This is a genomic window from Streptomyces sp. WZ-12, assembly GCF_028898845.1.
Classification (GTDB): domain Bacteria; phylum Actinomycetota; class Actinomycetes; order Streptomycetales; family Streptomycetaceae; genus Streptomyces.
This window is the reverse complement of the sequence record NZ_CP118574.1, coordinates 5,163,763-5,179,018: the sequence shown is the minus strand read 5'-3', so window position 1 is coordinate 5,179,018 and position 15,256 is coordinate 5,163,763. Positions and strand designations below refer to the sequence as shown.

The window sequence follows — 15,256 nt, the reverse complement described above, 5'->3', positions numbered from 1 at the left end:
GTTCAGGTCAGCGCCGGTCCAACCGGAACAGTCGGATCTCCCGTTCCACCCGCGCCTGATAGGCCGCGTACGGCGGCCAGAACGCCAGCGCCGCCCGCCAGGCCCGCTCCCGCTCCGCCCCGGCCAGCAGCCGGGCCCGCACCGGAATGTCCCGGCCGCGCCAACTCACCTCCGCCTCCGGGTTCTTGAGCAGGTTAGCGGTCCAGGACGGGTGCCCCGGCCGGCCGAAGTTGCTGCCGACCACCAGCCAACCGCCGTCGTCCTGCGGCACGCAGGACAGTGGGGTACGCCGCGGCAGCCCGCTCCGGGCGCCGGTGGTGGTGAGCACGACGCCGGGCAGCATCCGGGTGCTGAGCAGCGCCTTCCCGCCCGACATCCGGTGGACGGCGCGGTCCAGCGCCGGGATGAGGTGCGGTGCCAGCCGCGCGAACGCCCGGGTCGTGGAGAGCTTCTGCACCAGGTGCACGCCGCGGCCCATCAGGCACCGACCGCCGCTCGCGCGCCCGGAACGGCGGGGGCGTCCGCGCCCGTCCCGTTTTCCCCGGCTCCGAACAGGCCCGCCTGCTCCGCCGCCCGGGCCCGCAGCCGGTGCACCGGACCCCACAACAGCTCGTCGCAGGCGGCCCGTTTGAAGTAGAGGTGCGCGGCGTGCTCCCAGGTGAAGCCGATGCCGCCGTGCAGTTGCACGGCCTCGGCGGCCACCGCGCGCAGCGCCGACAGCCCCTGGGCCAGCGCCAGCGCCCCCGCCCCGGGCTCGGGCCGCCCGCCGCCCGCCGCCCAGGCCGCGTAGTACGCCGCCGAACGGGCCGCCTGCACCTCGACGTAGAGGTCGGCGAGCCGGTGCTGCACGGCCTGGAACGCGCCGATCGGCCGGCCGAACTGGGTCCGCTCCTTGACGTAGTCGACCGTGCGGGACAGCGCCGCATCGGCCGCGCCGACCGCCTCGGCCGCCAGGCACGCGGCCGCCGTCGCCCCCGTGGCGGCCAGCGCCGCGACCACCGCGCCCGCGGCGCCGTCCTCCCCGAACGACTCCTCGCCCAACAACTCGGCCGCGACGTCCCGGAGTTCGACGCGGGCCTGCGGCCGGGTCTCGTCCATGGCGGTCTGCCGGGTCCGCAGCAGCCCCGGCGCCTCCGCGCCGTCCGGCCCCTTCGCCCGTACGGCGAAGAGCAGGGTCCGGCTGCGGGCGAAGCCGCCGGTGTGCGCGGCGACCACCAGCACGTCCGCGGTGTGCCCGTCGAGGACCTGCGCGGCCTCCCCGTAGAGCCGCCATCCGGAGCCCGCCCGTCGCGCCTGGATGCCGCCGGCCCGGCCGCCACCGGCCCAGTCGCCGTCGTTGGGCCCGGTCAGCGCCAGCGCGGTGGCCAACTGCCCGCCCGGTACGACGAGGGCGGCGGTCAACTCCCCGGCGGCCAGGGCCGGTAGCAGCTCGGCGCGACGGCGCTCCCCGCCCAGCGCCAGGATCAGTGGCGCGGCCAGTACGGCGGTGCCGACCAGCGGCGCGGGGAGCACGGCGCGGCCGGTCTCCTCGCAGGCCAGGGCGAGTTCGGTGGGTCCGCAGCCGGCGCCGCCGTACGCGGCGGGCAGGGCGAGGCCGGGCAGTCCGAGCTGTCGGGCGAGCCGGTGCCACAGCTCCTCGTCGTAGCCCGCCGGGGTGCGGACGGCCGCCTTGACCTCGTCCGGGCCGCAGCGCTTGCGCAGCAGTGCGCGCAGGGTGCGGCGGATCTCGTCCTGTTCCTCGGTGAACGCGGCATCCATCGGCGGGCTCCTCCCGACCGTGCGGCGACGCCCGTCCGGCCGGACGGGCTCCGGTCACGCCGGCTTCACTGGCCGAACTCGTTGAACTCATTGAACTGGTCGCACTGGATTCACCGGCGTCGCTGGCTTCACAGCCTGCATGATCTGACGGAGCGTCATATTAGGGCTGGGGAACGGAGTTTCCTAGAGAGGGGTGGACGGCGAGCCCCCCTCGCCGCCTGGTGCCGACCGTCCGACCCTCGGGCCGTCCGCTCACCCCTGCCCGCCCAACCGTATCTGATGTACCGTCAGATTCATGTCGCTGACGCCAGAGGCCCCCGCACGGAACCGCAAAGTCGCCGTCGCCGGAGTCGCGTTGGCGGACTGCGGGCGGGTGGACGAGGCCACCCCGTATGCCCTGCATGCGCAGGCCGCCCGGCGGGCGCTCGCCGACTCCGGGCTCGACCGGTCGGTGATCGACGGCTTCGCCTCGGCCGGGCTCGGCACCCTCGCCCCCGTCGAGGTCGCGGAATATCTGGGGCTGCGCCCCACCTGGGTGGACTCCACCTCGGTGGGCGGCGCCACCTGGGAGGTGATGGCCGCGCACGCCGCCGACGCGATCGCGGCCGGGCACGCCAACGCCGTTCTCCTGGTCTACGGCTCCACCGCCCGCGCCGACATCAAGGCCCGGCGGCGCACCGCCAACCTCTCCTTCGGCGCCCGCGGCCCGCTCCAGTTCGAGGTCCCCTACGGGCACACCCTGATCGCCAAGTACGCCATGGCCGCCCGCCGCCACCAGCACCAGTACGGGACCACCCTGGAGCAACTGGCCCAGGTGGCCGTCCAGGCGCGGGCGAACGCGGCCACCAACCCGGACGCCATGTACCGCGAGCCGATCACCGTGGACGAGGTGCTGGCCGGGCCGATGATCGCCGACCCGTTCACCAAGCTGCACTGCTGCATCCGCTCCGACGGCGGCTGCGCGGTGCTGCTCGTCGCCGAGGACTACGTGCCCGACCTCGCCAAACGCCCGGTCTGGGTGCTCGGTTCGGGCACCGCCGTCTCGCACACCACCATGTCGGAGTGGGACGACTTCACCGTCTCCCCGGCCGCCGTATCCGGCCGGCTCGCCTTCGCGCGCGCCGGCGTCCGGCCCGCGGAGATCGACCTCGCGGAGATCTACGACGCCTTCACCTATATGACCCTGGTGACACTGGAGGACCTGGGCTTCTGCGCCAAGGGGGAGGGCGGGGCGTTCGTCGAGAAGGGGCGGCTGCTGCGGGACGGCGCGTTGCCGGTCAACACCGACGGCGGCGGGCTGGCCGCCTGCCATCCCGGGATGCGGGGGCTGTTCCTGCTGGTCGAGGCGGTGCGGCAGCTCCGCGGCGAGGCCGGCCCGGGCCGCCAGGTCCACAAGGCGGGCGGCGCGCTGCCCCGGCTCGCGGTCGCGTCCGGGACCGGCGGGTGGTTCTGCTCGTCGGGGACGGTGGTGCTGGGACGGGGGTAGGGCGGCGGCGCCTGCACGGGCGGCGGCCGCGGTTCGGGGCGCGACGGCCGCGCGTAGGCTGCCCGGCATGGCCGCACATATGGATCACCGCGCCGATGGGGGCGCTCCGGAACCCGACGACCACCGAGGCGCCGACGACGAGGCCCGGGCCTTTCGGGAGCTGTTGCGCGGGCTGCGGGTCTGGGAGGGCGAGTTGCCGGCGTTCGCGGCGGAGCGGGCGCCCGCCGAGCCGCTGCCGCTGTTCCGGCGGTGGCTGCGCGAGGCCGCCGAGGCCGGCGTCCCCGAGCCGCACACCATGTCCCTGGCCACGGCGGACGCGGCCGGCGACCCGTCCGTGCGCATCGTGATGCTGCACGACGCCGACGCGCGCGGCTGGCACTTCGGCACCCACCGCGACAGCCGCAAGGGCCGCGAGCTGGCCGCCCGTCCTCGGGCCGCGCTCGCCTTCTACTGGGCGGCGGTCGGCCGCCAGGTGCGGGTCCGGGGCACGGTGACCGCGGCCGGCCCGGAGGAGAGCGCGGCCGATCTGCACCACCGCTCCACCGGCGCGCTGGCCGCCGCCCTGGTGGGCCGGCAGAGCCAGGTGCTCGGCTCCGCCGCGGAGATGGCGCGCGCCGCGGACGCCGCCTGGGAGCGCGCCCGCCGCGAACCGGACGCGCCGGTCCCGAGCTGGACGCTGTACGTACTCGACGCCGACGAGGTCGAGTTCTTCCAGGGCGATCAGCATCGGCGCCAGCATGTCCGGCTCACCTACCGCCGGACCGGCGGTGGTTGGGAGCGGGAGTTGCTCTGGCCGTGAGCCGGGGGCGGCGGCGCTGTGCCGGTCGGCGCTCCAGCCGCCGGTACATGAGGTGCGGTCCCACGTCCCCCTTCGAGGGGTGACGGGAGCCTTCGGGGACGGTGGCCAGGATCGCGAAACCGAGGGCTGTCACACCGGGCGGAACACCGGTATCGCGTGGTCGGCGCCCGCCGGGTCCGGGGTGTCGCCGGTCGCGTCGGGGTGTCGCTCGGTGCGGAAGTGCACCCTGAGCGGCATCCCGATGCGCAGCTCGGACTCCGCGCAGTCGGTCACCTCGGTCATCATCCGGGGCCCTTCGGCGAGTTCGACGACGGCCGCGACGTAGGGGACGCGGGCGCCGAAGGGTGGCAGGTCATTGCGGTGCACGACGGACCAGGTGTAGAGGACGGCACGGCCGGAGGCCGGCTCCCAGGCGACGTCCTCGCTCCAGCAGTACGGGCAGAACTCGCGCGGGTAGTGGTGCGCCACCCCGCACCCCTCGGCCCGGCACCGGCGCAGCAGCAACCGCCCCTCGGCCGCCGCCTCCCAGTACGGCCGGGTGAAGGCGTCCACCTCCGGAAGATCGAACCGTGCCGCGGCCCGCCCCGCGGTGCCCTTGTCGTGCGCCGTGTCCCGCGTCGTCATCCGCACCCACCTCCACCACCGGGCCGGTTGGCCCGCGTTGCCATGTCCCGTGCGCCGCGCCAGGCCGGGCCGGGCCGGTTCCACCCGGCGCGCCCGCTGGCCCGTTTCCGCCTTGCCGTCGCGCCGGGCCCCGGGTTGCCTGGAAGCGACCCATGCTCCGCTGCGCACCCGCGTTTCGGCACCCCTGCGGTCCTGTGCTTCCGGGCTTCCGTACGCCTGCGCTTCCGCGCTCCCGTCCTACGGCGCCACAGCACTACGGCACTACGGCACTATCAAGTTCTGACGTTGCGTCAGTTTCTGGCGTTCAGTCCAGCCGATGGCGGGCCGTGACCGCAAGGGGGCGGAGGGGGAGCGCACCACTTGTCCGCCAACCTTTACCGCGCACAACCATTCCTGACGCGCCGTCAGTTCAGTAATCTGACTGAGCGTCAGCCAGCGATTGGCCGCTGCCGAGCGCGGTGCGGCGCGCAGTCCACGAGAGCCGTCACACAGGAGCGGGCGTCTGCGATGCTTGGATCGACTCACGGCACCCTCACCACGCACTCCCGGCCGGCCCGCGTCGTGGCCTGCGGGGAGCATCCACCCCACACCGTCCACGGCATCAGCGAGCCCGACGGCGCCGATGGCCCGCGGCACCTCAACGGCGGCGGTGGCGCGGCTGGTTCGGCCGGCACCGACCTCGACGTCAGCGGGCGCCCGCTGCACGCGCCCGTGCCCGACCTGGACCGCTTCTTCCGACCCGAGTCGGTGGCGGTGGTCGGCGCCTCGGACCGTGAGGGCCGGCCCAACACCGGCATCACCCGTCAGTTGATCGCCTGGGCGGAGCGGGTCGGCGCCCGGCTGCACCCCGTCAATCCGGGGCGGGAGCGGGTCTTCGGGCTGGCCTGCCACCCGAGCGTCGCCGCGCTGCCGGAGACCGTCGATCTCGCCGTGCTGCTGGTCGGTGACCCGCTGCCGGTCATCGACGAACTGGACCGGGCCAAGGTGAAGTTCGCGGTCGCGTTCGCCTCCGGCTTCGCCGAGACCGGGCAGGACGGGGCCGCCGCCCAGGCCCGGCTGGCCGAGGCGGTCGCACGCTCCGGGCTGCGGCTGCTCGGGCCGAACACCAACCTCAACGCCTTCGAGCGGTTCCGCGACGACCTCGAAGGGCCGGCCATCGCCCTGATCACGCAGTCGGGCCACCAGGGCCGGCCGGTCTTCACCCTCCAGGAGCTGGGCGTCCGCCTCTCGCACTGGGCACCGACCGGCAACGAGGCCGATCTGGAGACCGCCGACTTCCTCTCCTACTTCGCCTCCCGTCCGGAGGTCGGCGCGATCGCCGCGTATGTGGAGGGGCTCAAGGACGGCCGCAGCTTCCTGCTCGCCGCCGACCGCGCGGCCCGCAACAGGGTGCCGGTGGTCGTCGTCAAGGTCGGCCGCACCGAGACCGGCGCCAGGACCGCCGCCTCGCACACCGGCAAGCTCACCGGCGCGGACGAGGTGGTGGACGCCGCGCTGCGGCAGTTCGGCGTGATCCGGGTGGACGGCCTGGACGAGCTCCAGGACACCGCGGCGCTGCTGGCCCGGGCCCGCAAGCCCCTCGCCGAGGGCGTCGCGGTCTATTCGATCTCCGGCGGCACCGGTGCGCACTTCGCCGACCTGGCGACCGCGGCGGGCCTGACGCTGCCCACCCTCTCCGACGCCAAGCAGGCCGAACTCCACCAGTGGATACCCGACTACCTCCGCGTCGCCAACCCGATCGACAACGGCGGGCACCCGGTGGGCGACTGGCGCGGCCGCAAGATCATCGACGCGCTTCTCGCCGACCCGGCCGTCGGCGTGCTGATCTGCCCGATCACCGGCCCCTTCCCGCCCATGAGCGACAAGCTGGCGCAGGACCTCGTGGACGCGGCCGAGCGGACCGACAAGCTGGTCTGCGTCGTCTGGGGCTCGCCGGTCGGCACCGAGGACGCCTATCGCCGCACCCTCCTCGGCTCCTCCCGGGTCGCGACCTTCCGCACCTTCGCCAACTGCATCACCGCCGTCCGCGCCTACCTGGACCACCACCGCTTCACCGCCGACTACCGCTCCCCCTTCGCCGACGCCCCGCGCGCGGCCTCCCCGGCCGTCCGCAAGGCCCGGCTGCTGCTCCAACCGGGCCAGCAGCTCAGCGAGCACGGGGCCAAGCAACTGCTGCGCGCCTACGGCATCCGCGTGCCGCGCGAGCAGTTGGTGACCAGTGCGGCCGCGGCCGTCCGGGCGGCGAGTCAGGTCGGCTATCCGGTGGTGATGAAGGGCTCCGGGCCGCAGCTCGCCCACAAGACCGAACTCGGCCTCGTCAAGGTCGGCTTGACCTCCGCCAGTCAGGTCCGCGACGCCTACCGCGAGCTGACCGACATCGCCCGCTACGAGGACCAGCCGCTGGACGGCGTCCTGGTCTGCCAGATGGTCGAGCGGGGCGTCGAGATGGTCGTTGGGGTCACCCCCGACCCGCTCTTCGGGCCGACCGTCTCCGTCGGCCTGGGCGGGGTGCTCGTGGAGGTCCTGCACGACATCGTGGTGGGCGTGCCGCCCTTCGGGGAGGACCGCGCCCGCGCCATGCTCCGCGAGCTGCGCGGCCACGCTCTCCTGGAGGGCGTCCGGGGGATGCCGCCCGCCGACACCGACGCGCTGGTCGAGACCGTGCTGCGGGTGCAGCGGATGGCCCTCGAACTCGACGGTGAACTGGCCGAGTTGGACCTCAATCCGCTGGTCGTCCTCCCCCGCGGCCAGGGCGCGGTGGCGCTGGACGCCCTTGCGATCTGCCACTGACCGCCGCGCCGGCACCCCCGGCCGCCCCTTCTCCTGGAGCCGCTCCCCCATGTCGCCCGCACCGTCCCCCCGTGCCGAAACCGCCACCGACCCGGCCCCGGCGGCCCTCGCCGCCGAACCCGTCGATTCCTTGATACTCCACGCCACTGACAACGGCGTCGTCACGCTCACCCTCGACCGTCCCGACGCCCTCAACGCGCTCACCCCCGACATGCGCGAACGCCTCATCGACCGCCTCGCCGCCGCCTCCGCCGACCCCGACGTCCGGGTCGTGCTGCTCACCGGCACCGGCAGGGGCTTCTGCTCCGGTGCGGACCTGCGCGGCGCGCCGGCCACCGGCGACCGGGTCGCCGGCGACGTCGCGCGGATGCTCCGCGGCGGCGCCCAACGGCTCGTCGCCGCCGTGTGGGACTGCGAGAAGCCGGTGCTCGCCGCGGTCAACGGCACCGCGGCGGGGCTCGGCGCGCACTTGGCGTTCGCCTGCGATCTGGTGCTGGCCGCCGAATCGGCCCGGTTCATCGAGGTGTTCGTGCGCCGCGGCCTGGTCCCGGACGGGGGCGGGGCCTATCTGCTGCCGCGGCTCATCGGCCCGCAGCGCGCCAAGGAGCTGATGTTCTTCGGCGACGCGGTGCCGGCCGCCGAGGCCGCGCGCCTGGGGCTGGTCAACCGGGTCGTCCCGGACGGCGAGTTGGCGGACGCCGCACGGGAGTGGGCCGAGCGGCTCGCCGCGGGCCCCACCCGGGCCCTGGCCCTCACCAAGCAGTTGGTGAACGCCTCGCTCGACGGCGACCGGGCGACGGCGCTGGCCGCCGAGGCCGCGGCGCAGGAGATCAACATGACGACGGCGGACGCGCAGGAGGGCGTCGCCTCGTTCGTGGCGCGCCGCCGGCCCGCGTTCCGGGGGAGGTGAGCGGGCGGGCACGGAGCCGGCCCGCGCCCGTTCACCGCGGCCGGTTCACCCTCCGGCGGCCGTAGGGACGTTCGACACCTCGCGGGTATGACGGGTGCGCCCCCGGCAGCCACCCGTCCGCCCCTCAGGCGTGCGCGGCAGCCAATCGGGAACCAGCCGCCGCTCTCCCTCTCCCCCCAACCCCCTTACTGAGGCGCTGTTTTGCAGACCGAACCACCCGCGCGAGTGGCGCCCCACCCCTTCCGATCTGACGCTCCATCAGATTCAATGAGGGGCATGATGGGACACGCCGGAATGGCGGCCACGGCCGTCCGCTATCTGCGCTCCGTAGGCGCCCCCACCACCGCGCCGGCGGCCACCGCCGCCCCCGCCGCGCCCCGCCCCGCGCTGCGCGCCGTCCGCGACGACGAGCGCGCCCCCTTGGACCCGGCCGCATTCCGGTCCGTGCTGGGCCACTTCGCGAGCGGCCTCACGATCATCACGGCCCCCGGCGAGCCGGGCCCGGCCGGCTTCGCCTGCCAGTCCTTCGCCGCGCTCTCCCTGGACCCGCCCCTGGTGGCGTTCATGGTGGGCCGCACCTCGACGACCTGGCCGCGACTGGCACGGGCCGGCGTGTTCTGCGTCAACGTCCTCGGCGCCGAACAGGGCGCGCTGTGCCGCGCGTTCGCGGTCAGCGGCGCCGACAAGTTCGCCGGCGTCCGGCACGCCCCGGCCCCCGCGACCGGCTCCCCCCGCCTCGCCGGCGTCCCCGCCTGGATCGACTGCACGATCCACGCCGTCCACACCGGCGGCGACCACCTCATCGTCGTCGGCCGCGTCGAGGCCCTCGGCACCGACCCGACCTCCGCCGAGCGAGGCCCGCTCCTCTTCCACCGGGGCGCCTTCGGCCGGCTCGCCCCGTAGGGCCGCGAGGTCGCGGGACCGGCGTCCCCAACTCGCCGCCCACAGCGTCGAGTCAGCTCTCAGGACCGGGACTCGGCGGCGGGCGCCCGCCGCCGGCACCCCTCAGGTACGCGCCCCCACCCGCCCCCGGAGCACCAGCGCCATCAGCGCCGCGACCGCGCACAGGGCGCCCGAGACGTACCAGACCGGGTCGTAGGTGCCGAAGGCGTCGCGGGCCAGGCCGCCCAGGTAGGCGATGAGGGCCGCGCCCACCTGGTGGGCGGCGAGGACCCAGCCGAAGACGATGGCGCTGTCCTCCCCGTAGTAGAGGCGGCACAGGGCGAGGGTCGGCGGCACGGTCGCGACCCAGTCGAGGCCGTAGAAGACGATGAAGAAGACCATCGGGGGATGGACGGTGTTGGAGAGCAGGACGGGGAGGAAGAGGAGGGAGAGGCCGCGGAGGCCGTAGTAGACGGCGAGCAGGCGGCGGGTGTCGAAGCGGTCGGTGAGCCAACCGGAGCCGACGGTGCCGGCGATGTCGAAGATGCCGATCACGGCCAGCAGCGAGGCGGCCGCCGTCATCGGCATGCCGTGGTCGTGGGCGGCCGGCACGAAGTGGGTCTTGACCAGGCCGTTCGTGGTGGCGCCACAGATCGCGAAGGTGCCCGACAGCAGCCAGAACGGCCCCGTCTTGGCCGACGAGACCAGGATGCGCAGGGCCCGGCGGGCGGCACCGTGCCGCGGCGGCGGCTTGGGCACGAACTCCTCGGCCCCGTACGGGCGCGCGCCGACGTCCGCCGGGTGGTCGCGCAGCAGCAGCCAGACCAGCGGGACCACGGCGAGGGCGGCCAGCGCGACGGTCACCGCGGCCGGACGCCAGGAGTGCCGCTCGACGATCATCGACAGCAGCGGCAGGAAGACCAGTTGGCCGGAGGCGCCGGCGGCGGTCAGCACGCCGGTGACCAGGCCGCGGCGGGCGACGAACCAGCGGTTGGTGACGGTCGCGGCCAGCGCCAGGGCCATGGAACCGCTGCCCAGGCCGACCAACACGCCCCAGAGCAGGATCAGCTGCCAGCTCGCGGTCATGTAGACGGTGAGGCCGGCGCCGACCGCGATCACGGTCAGCGCGGCGGCCACCACCCGACGGATGCCGAAGCGGTCCATCAGGGCGGCGGCGAACGGCGCGGTCAGCCCGTAGAGGGCGAGGTTGACCGAGACCGCGAAGCCGATGGTGCCGCGCGACCAGTGGAACTCGTCGTGCAGCGGGTCGATCAACAGGCCGGGCAGCGAGGCGAAGCCGGCCGCGCCGATCAGCGTCAGGAAGGTGACGGCGGCGACCGACCAGGCCCGGTGCGGCCGCCGGCGGCGGGCGGGGGAAGGGCCGGGCGGCGGCCCCGCGCTCGCGGGGGCGTCGGCGTCGGCGCGTACGGGCAGATCGGGCGAGGTGTGAGTCACCACAGCAGCTTCGGCGAGGCGTGGGTGACCGGACGAGTGGCCGGAGGGACAGGGCTCAACAGGATCGGGCCAATCCTCCCTCCCGCCCCTCCCCCTACTCCCCGAACACCAGCACCGCCCGTGCCACCCGCCCGTGGTGCGCGTCGTCCGCCGCCTTGGCGAAGTCCTCGACCCCGTACGTCGCGGTCACCAACTCGTCCAGCAGCAGCCGGCGTTCCCCGTACAGCCGGGCGTAGAGGGCGATGTCCCGTTGGGGGCGGGAGGAGCCGTAGCGGCAACCGAGGATGGACTTGTCCAGGTACAAGGAGGAGACCAGGAAGGACGCCTCAGCGGCGGCCGGCGGGACGCCCAGCAGCACCGCCTGCCCGTGCCGGTCCAGCACGTCGATCGCCTGCCGGATCAGCCGGGTGCTGCCCACGCACTCGAAGGCGTGGTCGGCGCCGGTCGGCAGGATCTCCTTCACCGCCCGCACGCCGTCCCGCACCGCCGAGGCGTCCACGAAGTGCGTCGCGCCGAACTGCCGCGCCACCGCCTCCTTCGCGGGGTTGGCGTCCACCGCGACGATCACCGAGGCGCCCGCCAGCCGCGCGCCCTGGAGGACGTTGAGACCGATCCCGCCGGCCCCGATCACCACCACCGACTCCCCGCGGTCCACCCGGGCCCGGTTCAGCACCGCCCCCACGCCGGTCAGCACCCCGCACCCGATCAGCGCCGCCGAGGTCAGCGGCACCGCCTTCGGGATCTTCACGGCCTGCACCGCCTTGACGACCGTGCGCTCCGCGAACGCCGAGTTGGAGGCGAAGTTGAACAGCTCCGCACCGCCCCGCCGAAAGGGCTTCCCCGGCATCCCGATCGCCTTGCGGCACATCGTCGGCCGGCCCCGGTCGCACTCCGCGCAGGTCCCGCAGTTCGCCAGCGTCGACAGCGCCACATGATCCCCGGGCACCACATGCACCACACCCGGCCCGACGGCCTCGACGACCCCCGCGCCCTCGTGTCCCAGCACCACCGGCACCGGAAACGGAATCGTGCCGTCGATCACCGACAGGTCGCTGTGGCACAACCCGGCCGCCCGGACGCCCACCAGCACCTCGCCCGGCCCCGGATCGCGCACCTGAAGATCGCCCACGACCCGGACCTGCTCGCCGTCGAATATGACGCCCCTCATTCCCGCTCCGCTCTGGGCATTTCCCGCTCCGCTCCGGGCATTTCCCGCTCCGCTCTGGGCAGGCCGAGCACCCGCTCGGCGATGATGTTGCGCTGGATCTCGTCCGAGCCGCCGTAGATCGTGTCGGCCCGGGTGAACAGGAACAGCCGTTGCAGCGCATCGAGTCGATACGGCTCCTCGGCGGACCAGTCGCCGGGCCCCACCGCCGCGACGGCACCCCGCACCGCCATCGCCAGCTCCCCGAGCCGCCGGTGCCACCCGCCCCACAACAGCTTCGCCACGCTCGGCGCCCCCGCATCACCCCCCGCCAACGTCCGCAACGCGTTCCACCGCATCACCTTCAACGCGGCCCACTGCGCCACCAGTTGTTCCCGCAGTACCGGATCCCGCACCGCCCCGCACCGCGCCGCCTCCCCCACCACCTCCGCCAACTCCCCCGCGAACCCGATCTGCTGCACGAGCGTCGACACCCCCCGCTCCCGCGCCAACAGCCCCATCGCCACCCGCCACCCCCGGCCCGCACCGCCCACCACATGGTCGGCGCGCGCCACCGCCCCGTCGAAGAACACCTCGTTGAACTCCGCGGTCCCGGTCAGCTGCCGGATCGGCCGCACCTCGATCCGCCCCGGCTGGTCCATCGGCACCAACAGGAACGACAGTCCCCGGTGCCGCCGCTCCGCGGGTTCCGTCCGCGCCAGCACGAAGCACCAATCGGCTTCCCCGGCCAACGAGGTCCACACCTTCTGCCCGCTGATCCGGTACCGGTCACCGTCCCGGACCGCCACCGTCCGCAGCCCCGCCAGGTCCGACCCGGCCCCCGGCTCGCTGTATCCCTGACACCACAGCTCCTCGCCCCGCGCCACGGCCGGCAGGAACCGCCTCCGCTGCGTCTCGTCCCCGTAGGCGAGCAACGTAGGCGCCAGCAGGTTCTCCCCGATGTGCCCCACCCGCCCCGGCGCCCCGGCCCGCGCGTACTCCTCGGCCCACACCACCTGCTGCGCCAACGACCCGGCCGGTTCCCGTACCCCCCGTGCCCCCGCTCCCACCCCAACCCGATCCAGCCCCCACCCCCCCAACTCCCGCTCCAGTCCCGCGGACCCCCACCCCCACATGCGCACTCCCCGCCCACCCGCCGCCCCCAACGCGGCGAACGCCCCCACCACATGCCCCGCCAACCACTCCCGTGCTTCCCGCCGAAACGCCTCGTCCTCGACCTCAAACACCGACGCCCTCCCTCCCACAGCAACCACAACGCACCCCTCCCCCACCCACCAACGGGAGGGGACGGGCCGGAGGGGCCGGGGCGGGAAAGCCAGCAACGTGGGCCACGGCCACCCGCCGGCCACCGCTAGACATTCGGCCGCTCCGCGGCCTTCGCCGCCCGCTCCATCTCCACCAACTGCGCCAGCATCGGCATGGGATCGACCCCGACCACCCCCGCCACCGCCTCGGCGACCCGCTCCGGCGTCCACCCGCCCTCGTCGGCGTGAACGGAGCGCAGCTCCCTGGGCTGGGCCCACACCGCGATCTTCGGCCCGGCCACCGTGTAGACCTGCCCGGTGACCCCGTCCTCCCGCGCCCGGTCGCTCAACAGGTAGACCACGAACGCCGCGACGTCCTCCGGTTCCCCGATCTCCTTGAGCTCCATCGGCACGTTGGCCGACATCCGGGTCCGGGCGACGGGCGCCACCGCGTTGGCGGTGACCCCGTACTTGTGCAGGCCCAGCGCCGCGCTGCGCACCAGCGAGATGATCCCGCCCTTGGCGGAGGCGTAGTTGGCCTGGGCGACGCTGCCCTGGTGGTTGCCGCTGGTGAAGCCGATCAGCGTGCCGGACCGCTGCTTGCGCAGCACGGCCGCGGCGGCGCGGAAGACCGTGAAGGTGCCCTTGAGGTGGGTGGCGACCACCGGGTCCCACTCCTCCTCGGACATGTTGAAGAGCATCCGCTCGCGCAGGATGCCGGCCACGCACACCACGCCGTCGATCCGCCCGTACTCGGCGAGCGCGGTGTCCACGATCCGCTGCCCGCCGGCCATCGTGGAGACGTCGTCGGCGACCGCAACGGCGCTGCCGCCGGCCGCGGTTATCTCCTTGACCACCGCCGCCGCGACCTCGCTGCTGGGCTCGCCGCCCCCGATGGCGACGCCGTAGTCGTTGACCACCACCTTCGCGCCCTCGGCGGCCGCCGCGAGGGCGACCGCCCGTCCGATGCCACGGCCGGCCCCCGTGACGGCGACCACCTTGCCGGCCAAGAAGTTCCCCATGCCGCGCCCCTTCCCACAGTTTCTGACGGGTCGTTAGATTTTTGAGCACGCACCGGCCGAGCACAAGACCCCGCACACGAGCCGTACGAGACCCCCGGCACGAGCCGCGCGGGACCCCGGACGCCGCCCACGCCGCCTCCCCCAAGGAGCCCCATGCCCCTCCCTCAGGAGTTCCACGACATCGCCCGGCGCGTGAACAACTGGGGCCGCTGGGGCCCGGACGACGAGCTCGGCACCCTGAACCTGATCACCCCGGACGTGGTGCGCGCCGCCGCCGCGACCGTCCGCAGCGGCCGCCGGGTCCCCCTCGCGCTGCCGCTCCGGCACGACGGCGTGCAGACCGGCCTGATCCCGGGGCGGGTCAACCCGCTGCACACCATGGTCGCCATCAACCACGAGCCCTTCGGTCCGGGCACCGTCGCCACCTCCGACGACACCGTCACCATGGGCCTCCAGGCCGCCACCCACTGGGACGGCCTGGCCCATGTCTCGCACTCCGGCCGGCTCTACAACGGCCGGCCCGCCGACACCGTCACCGCGCACCGCGGCGCCACCGCGGTCGGCATCGAGAAGGCCGCCCCGATCGTCTCCCGGGGGGTGCTGCTGGACGTGGCCCGGGCCCGCGGCGCCGACCGGCTGCCGCCCGGGCACGCGGTCACGCCGGAAGACCTGTCCGCCGCCGAGGAGTTGGCCGGGGCGCGGGTCCGGTCCGGCGATGTCGTCCTGGTCCGCACCGGGCACCTGAGGCACTACCTGGCCGGCGACCGGGAGGCGTACGCGTTCCCGTCGCCCGGGCTCTCGCTGCACGCCCCGGAGTGGTTCCACGCCCGCGGGGTGGCCGCGGTCGCCAACGACACCCTGACCTTCGAGGTCTTCCCGCCGGAGGTCGAGGGGTTGTGGCTGCCGGTGCACGCCTTGCACCTGGTCGAGATGGGCATGCTCCAGGGCCAGAACTGGAACCTGGAGGAACTGTCGCGGGCCTGCGCGCAGGAGTGCCGCTACGCCTTCCTGCTGTCCGCGCCGGCGGAGCCGTTCGTCGGCGCCACCGGCGCCCCGGTCGCGCCGGTGGCGGTGCTGTGAACCCCAACCCGGCGCCCCGGCCGGCCAGGTGGCGGCGCGCG

13 protein-coding genes are annotated in these 15,256 nt (G+C 74.5%); 6 read left to right on the top strand and 7 right to left on the bottom strand.

Annotated features, from left to right (window positions below; translation table 11 throughout):
- Positions 1-7: 7 nt before the first annotated feature.
- Together PV796_RS22490 and PV796_RS22485 are read right to left on the bottom strand one after the other, a co-directional pair.
- On the bottom strand, positions 8-478 hold the full coding sequence (locus tag PV796_RS22490; protein WP_274915138.1) for a nitroreductase family deazaflavin-dependent oxidoreductase: 471 nt from the start codon (positions 476-478) through the stop codon (positions 8-10).
- Positions 478-1,758 (bottom strand): acyl-CoA dehydrogenase family protein, encoded by a 1,281-nt coding sequence (locus tag PV796_RS22485; RefSeq protein ID WP_274915137.1) that lies wholly within the window; start codon positions 1,756-1,758, stop codon positions 478-480. The genes PV796_RS22490 and PV796_RS22485 overlap by 1 nt, the downstream gene beginning before the upstream one ends.
- A 295-nt stretch (positions 1,759-2,053) precedes the next feature.
- Between PV796_RS22485 and PV796_RS22480 the strand changes: the two genes are divergently transcribed.
- The gene (locus PV796_RS22480) at positions 2,054-3,244 is read left to right on the top strand and encodes a thiolase C-terminal domain-containing protein (protein ID WP_274915136.1); all 1,191 of its coding nucleotides are present in this window, start codon (positions 2,054-2,056) and stop codon (positions 3,242-3,244) included.
- A 67-nt stretch (positions 3,245-3,311) separates the two neighbouring features.
- The gene (locus PV796_RS22475) at positions 3,312-4,043 is read left to right on the top strand and encodes a pyridoxine/pyridoxamine 5'-phosphate oxidase (protein WP_274915135.1); all 732 of its coding nucleotides are present in this window, start codon (positions 3,312-3,314) and stop codon (positions 4,041-4,043) included.
- A gap of 129 nt (positions 4,044-4,172) precedes the next feature.
- Here the strand turns inward: PV796_RS22475 and PV796_RS22470 are convergent, their stop codons facing one another.
- Positions 4,173-4,667 carry a Zn-ribbon domain-containing OB-fold protein gene (locus tag PV796_RS22470; protein ID WP_274915134.1) on the bottom strand — a complete coding sequence of 165 codons (495 nt, stop codon included), beginning with the start codon at positions 4,665-4,667 and terminating at the stop codon, positions 4,173-4,175.
- Positions 4,668-5,174: 507 nt separating this feature from the next.
- Between PV796_RS22470 and PV796_RS22465 the strand changes: the two genes are divergently transcribed.
- The 3 genes from PV796_RS22465 to PV796_RS22455 all read left to right on the top strand — a co-directional run bounded on the left by PV796_RS22465 (position 5,175) and on the right by PV796_RS22455 (position 9,270).
- The gene (locus PV796_RS22465; RefSeq protein ID WP_274915133.1) at positions 5,175-7,457 is read left to right on the top strand and encodes an acetate--CoA ligase family protein; all 2,283 of its coding nucleotides are present in this window, start codon (positions 5,175-5,177) and stop codon (positions 7,455-7,457) included.
- Between the two features lie 49 nt (positions 7,458-7,506).
- Complete coding sequence (locus tag PV796_RS22460) at positions 7,507-8,367, top strand: enoyl-CoA hydratase/isomerase family protein (protein WP_274915132.1); 861 nt, start codon at positions 7,507-7,509, stop codon at positions 8,365-8,367.
- 267 nt (positions 8,368-8,634) lie between these two features.
- Positions 8,635-9,270, top strand: coding sequence for a flavin reductase family protein (locus PV796_RS22455; protein WP_274915131.1), 636 nt, complete (start codon positions 8,635-8,637; stop codon positions 9,268-9,270).
- Between the two features lie 102 nt (positions 9,271-9,372).
- Here the strand turns inward: PV796_RS22455 and PV796_RS22450 are convergent, their stop codons facing one another.
- From PV796_RS22450 to PV796_RS22435, 4 genes are all read right to left on the bottom strand, one after another.
- Positions 9,373-10,704, bottom strand: a complete 1,332-nt coding sequence (locus PV796_RS22450) for an MFS transporter (protein WP_274915130.1) — start codon at positions 10,702-10,704, stop codon at positions 9,373-9,375.
- Between the two features lie 94 nt (positions 10,705-10,798).
- On the bottom strand, positions 10,799-11,872 hold the full coding sequence (locus PV796_RS22445) for an alcohol dehydrogenase catalytic domain-containing protein (RefSeq protein WP_274915129.1): 1,074 nt from the start codon (positions 11,870-11,872) through the stop codon (positions 10,799-10,801).
- Positions 11,869-13,095, bottom strand: a complete 1,227-nt coding sequence (locus PV796_RS22440) for an acyl-CoA dehydrogenase family protein (RefSeq protein ID WP_274915128.1) — start codon at positions 13,093-13,095, stop codon at positions 11,869-11,871. The genes PV796_RS22445 and PV796_RS22440 overlap by 4 nt, the downstream gene beginning before the upstream one ends.
- Before the next feature lie 125 nt (positions 13,096-13,220).
- Positions 13,221-14,135 carry an SDR family oxidoreductase gene (locus PV796_RS22435; RefSeq protein ID WP_274915127.1) on the bottom strand — a complete coding sequence of 305 codons (915 nt, stop codon included), beginning with the start codon at positions 14,133-14,135 and terminating at the stop codon, positions 13,221-13,223.
- Between the two features lie 153 nt (positions 14,136-14,288).
- On the opposite strand from PV796_RS22435, the gene PV796_RS22430 reads away from it, so the two are divergent.
- Positions 14,289-15,215, top strand: coding sequence for a cyclase family protein (locus PV796_RS22430; RefSeq protein ID WP_274915125.1), 927 nt, complete (start codon positions 14,289-14,291; stop codon positions 15,213-15,215).
- The last annotated feature ends 41 nt before the right edge of the window (positions 15,216-15,256 follow it).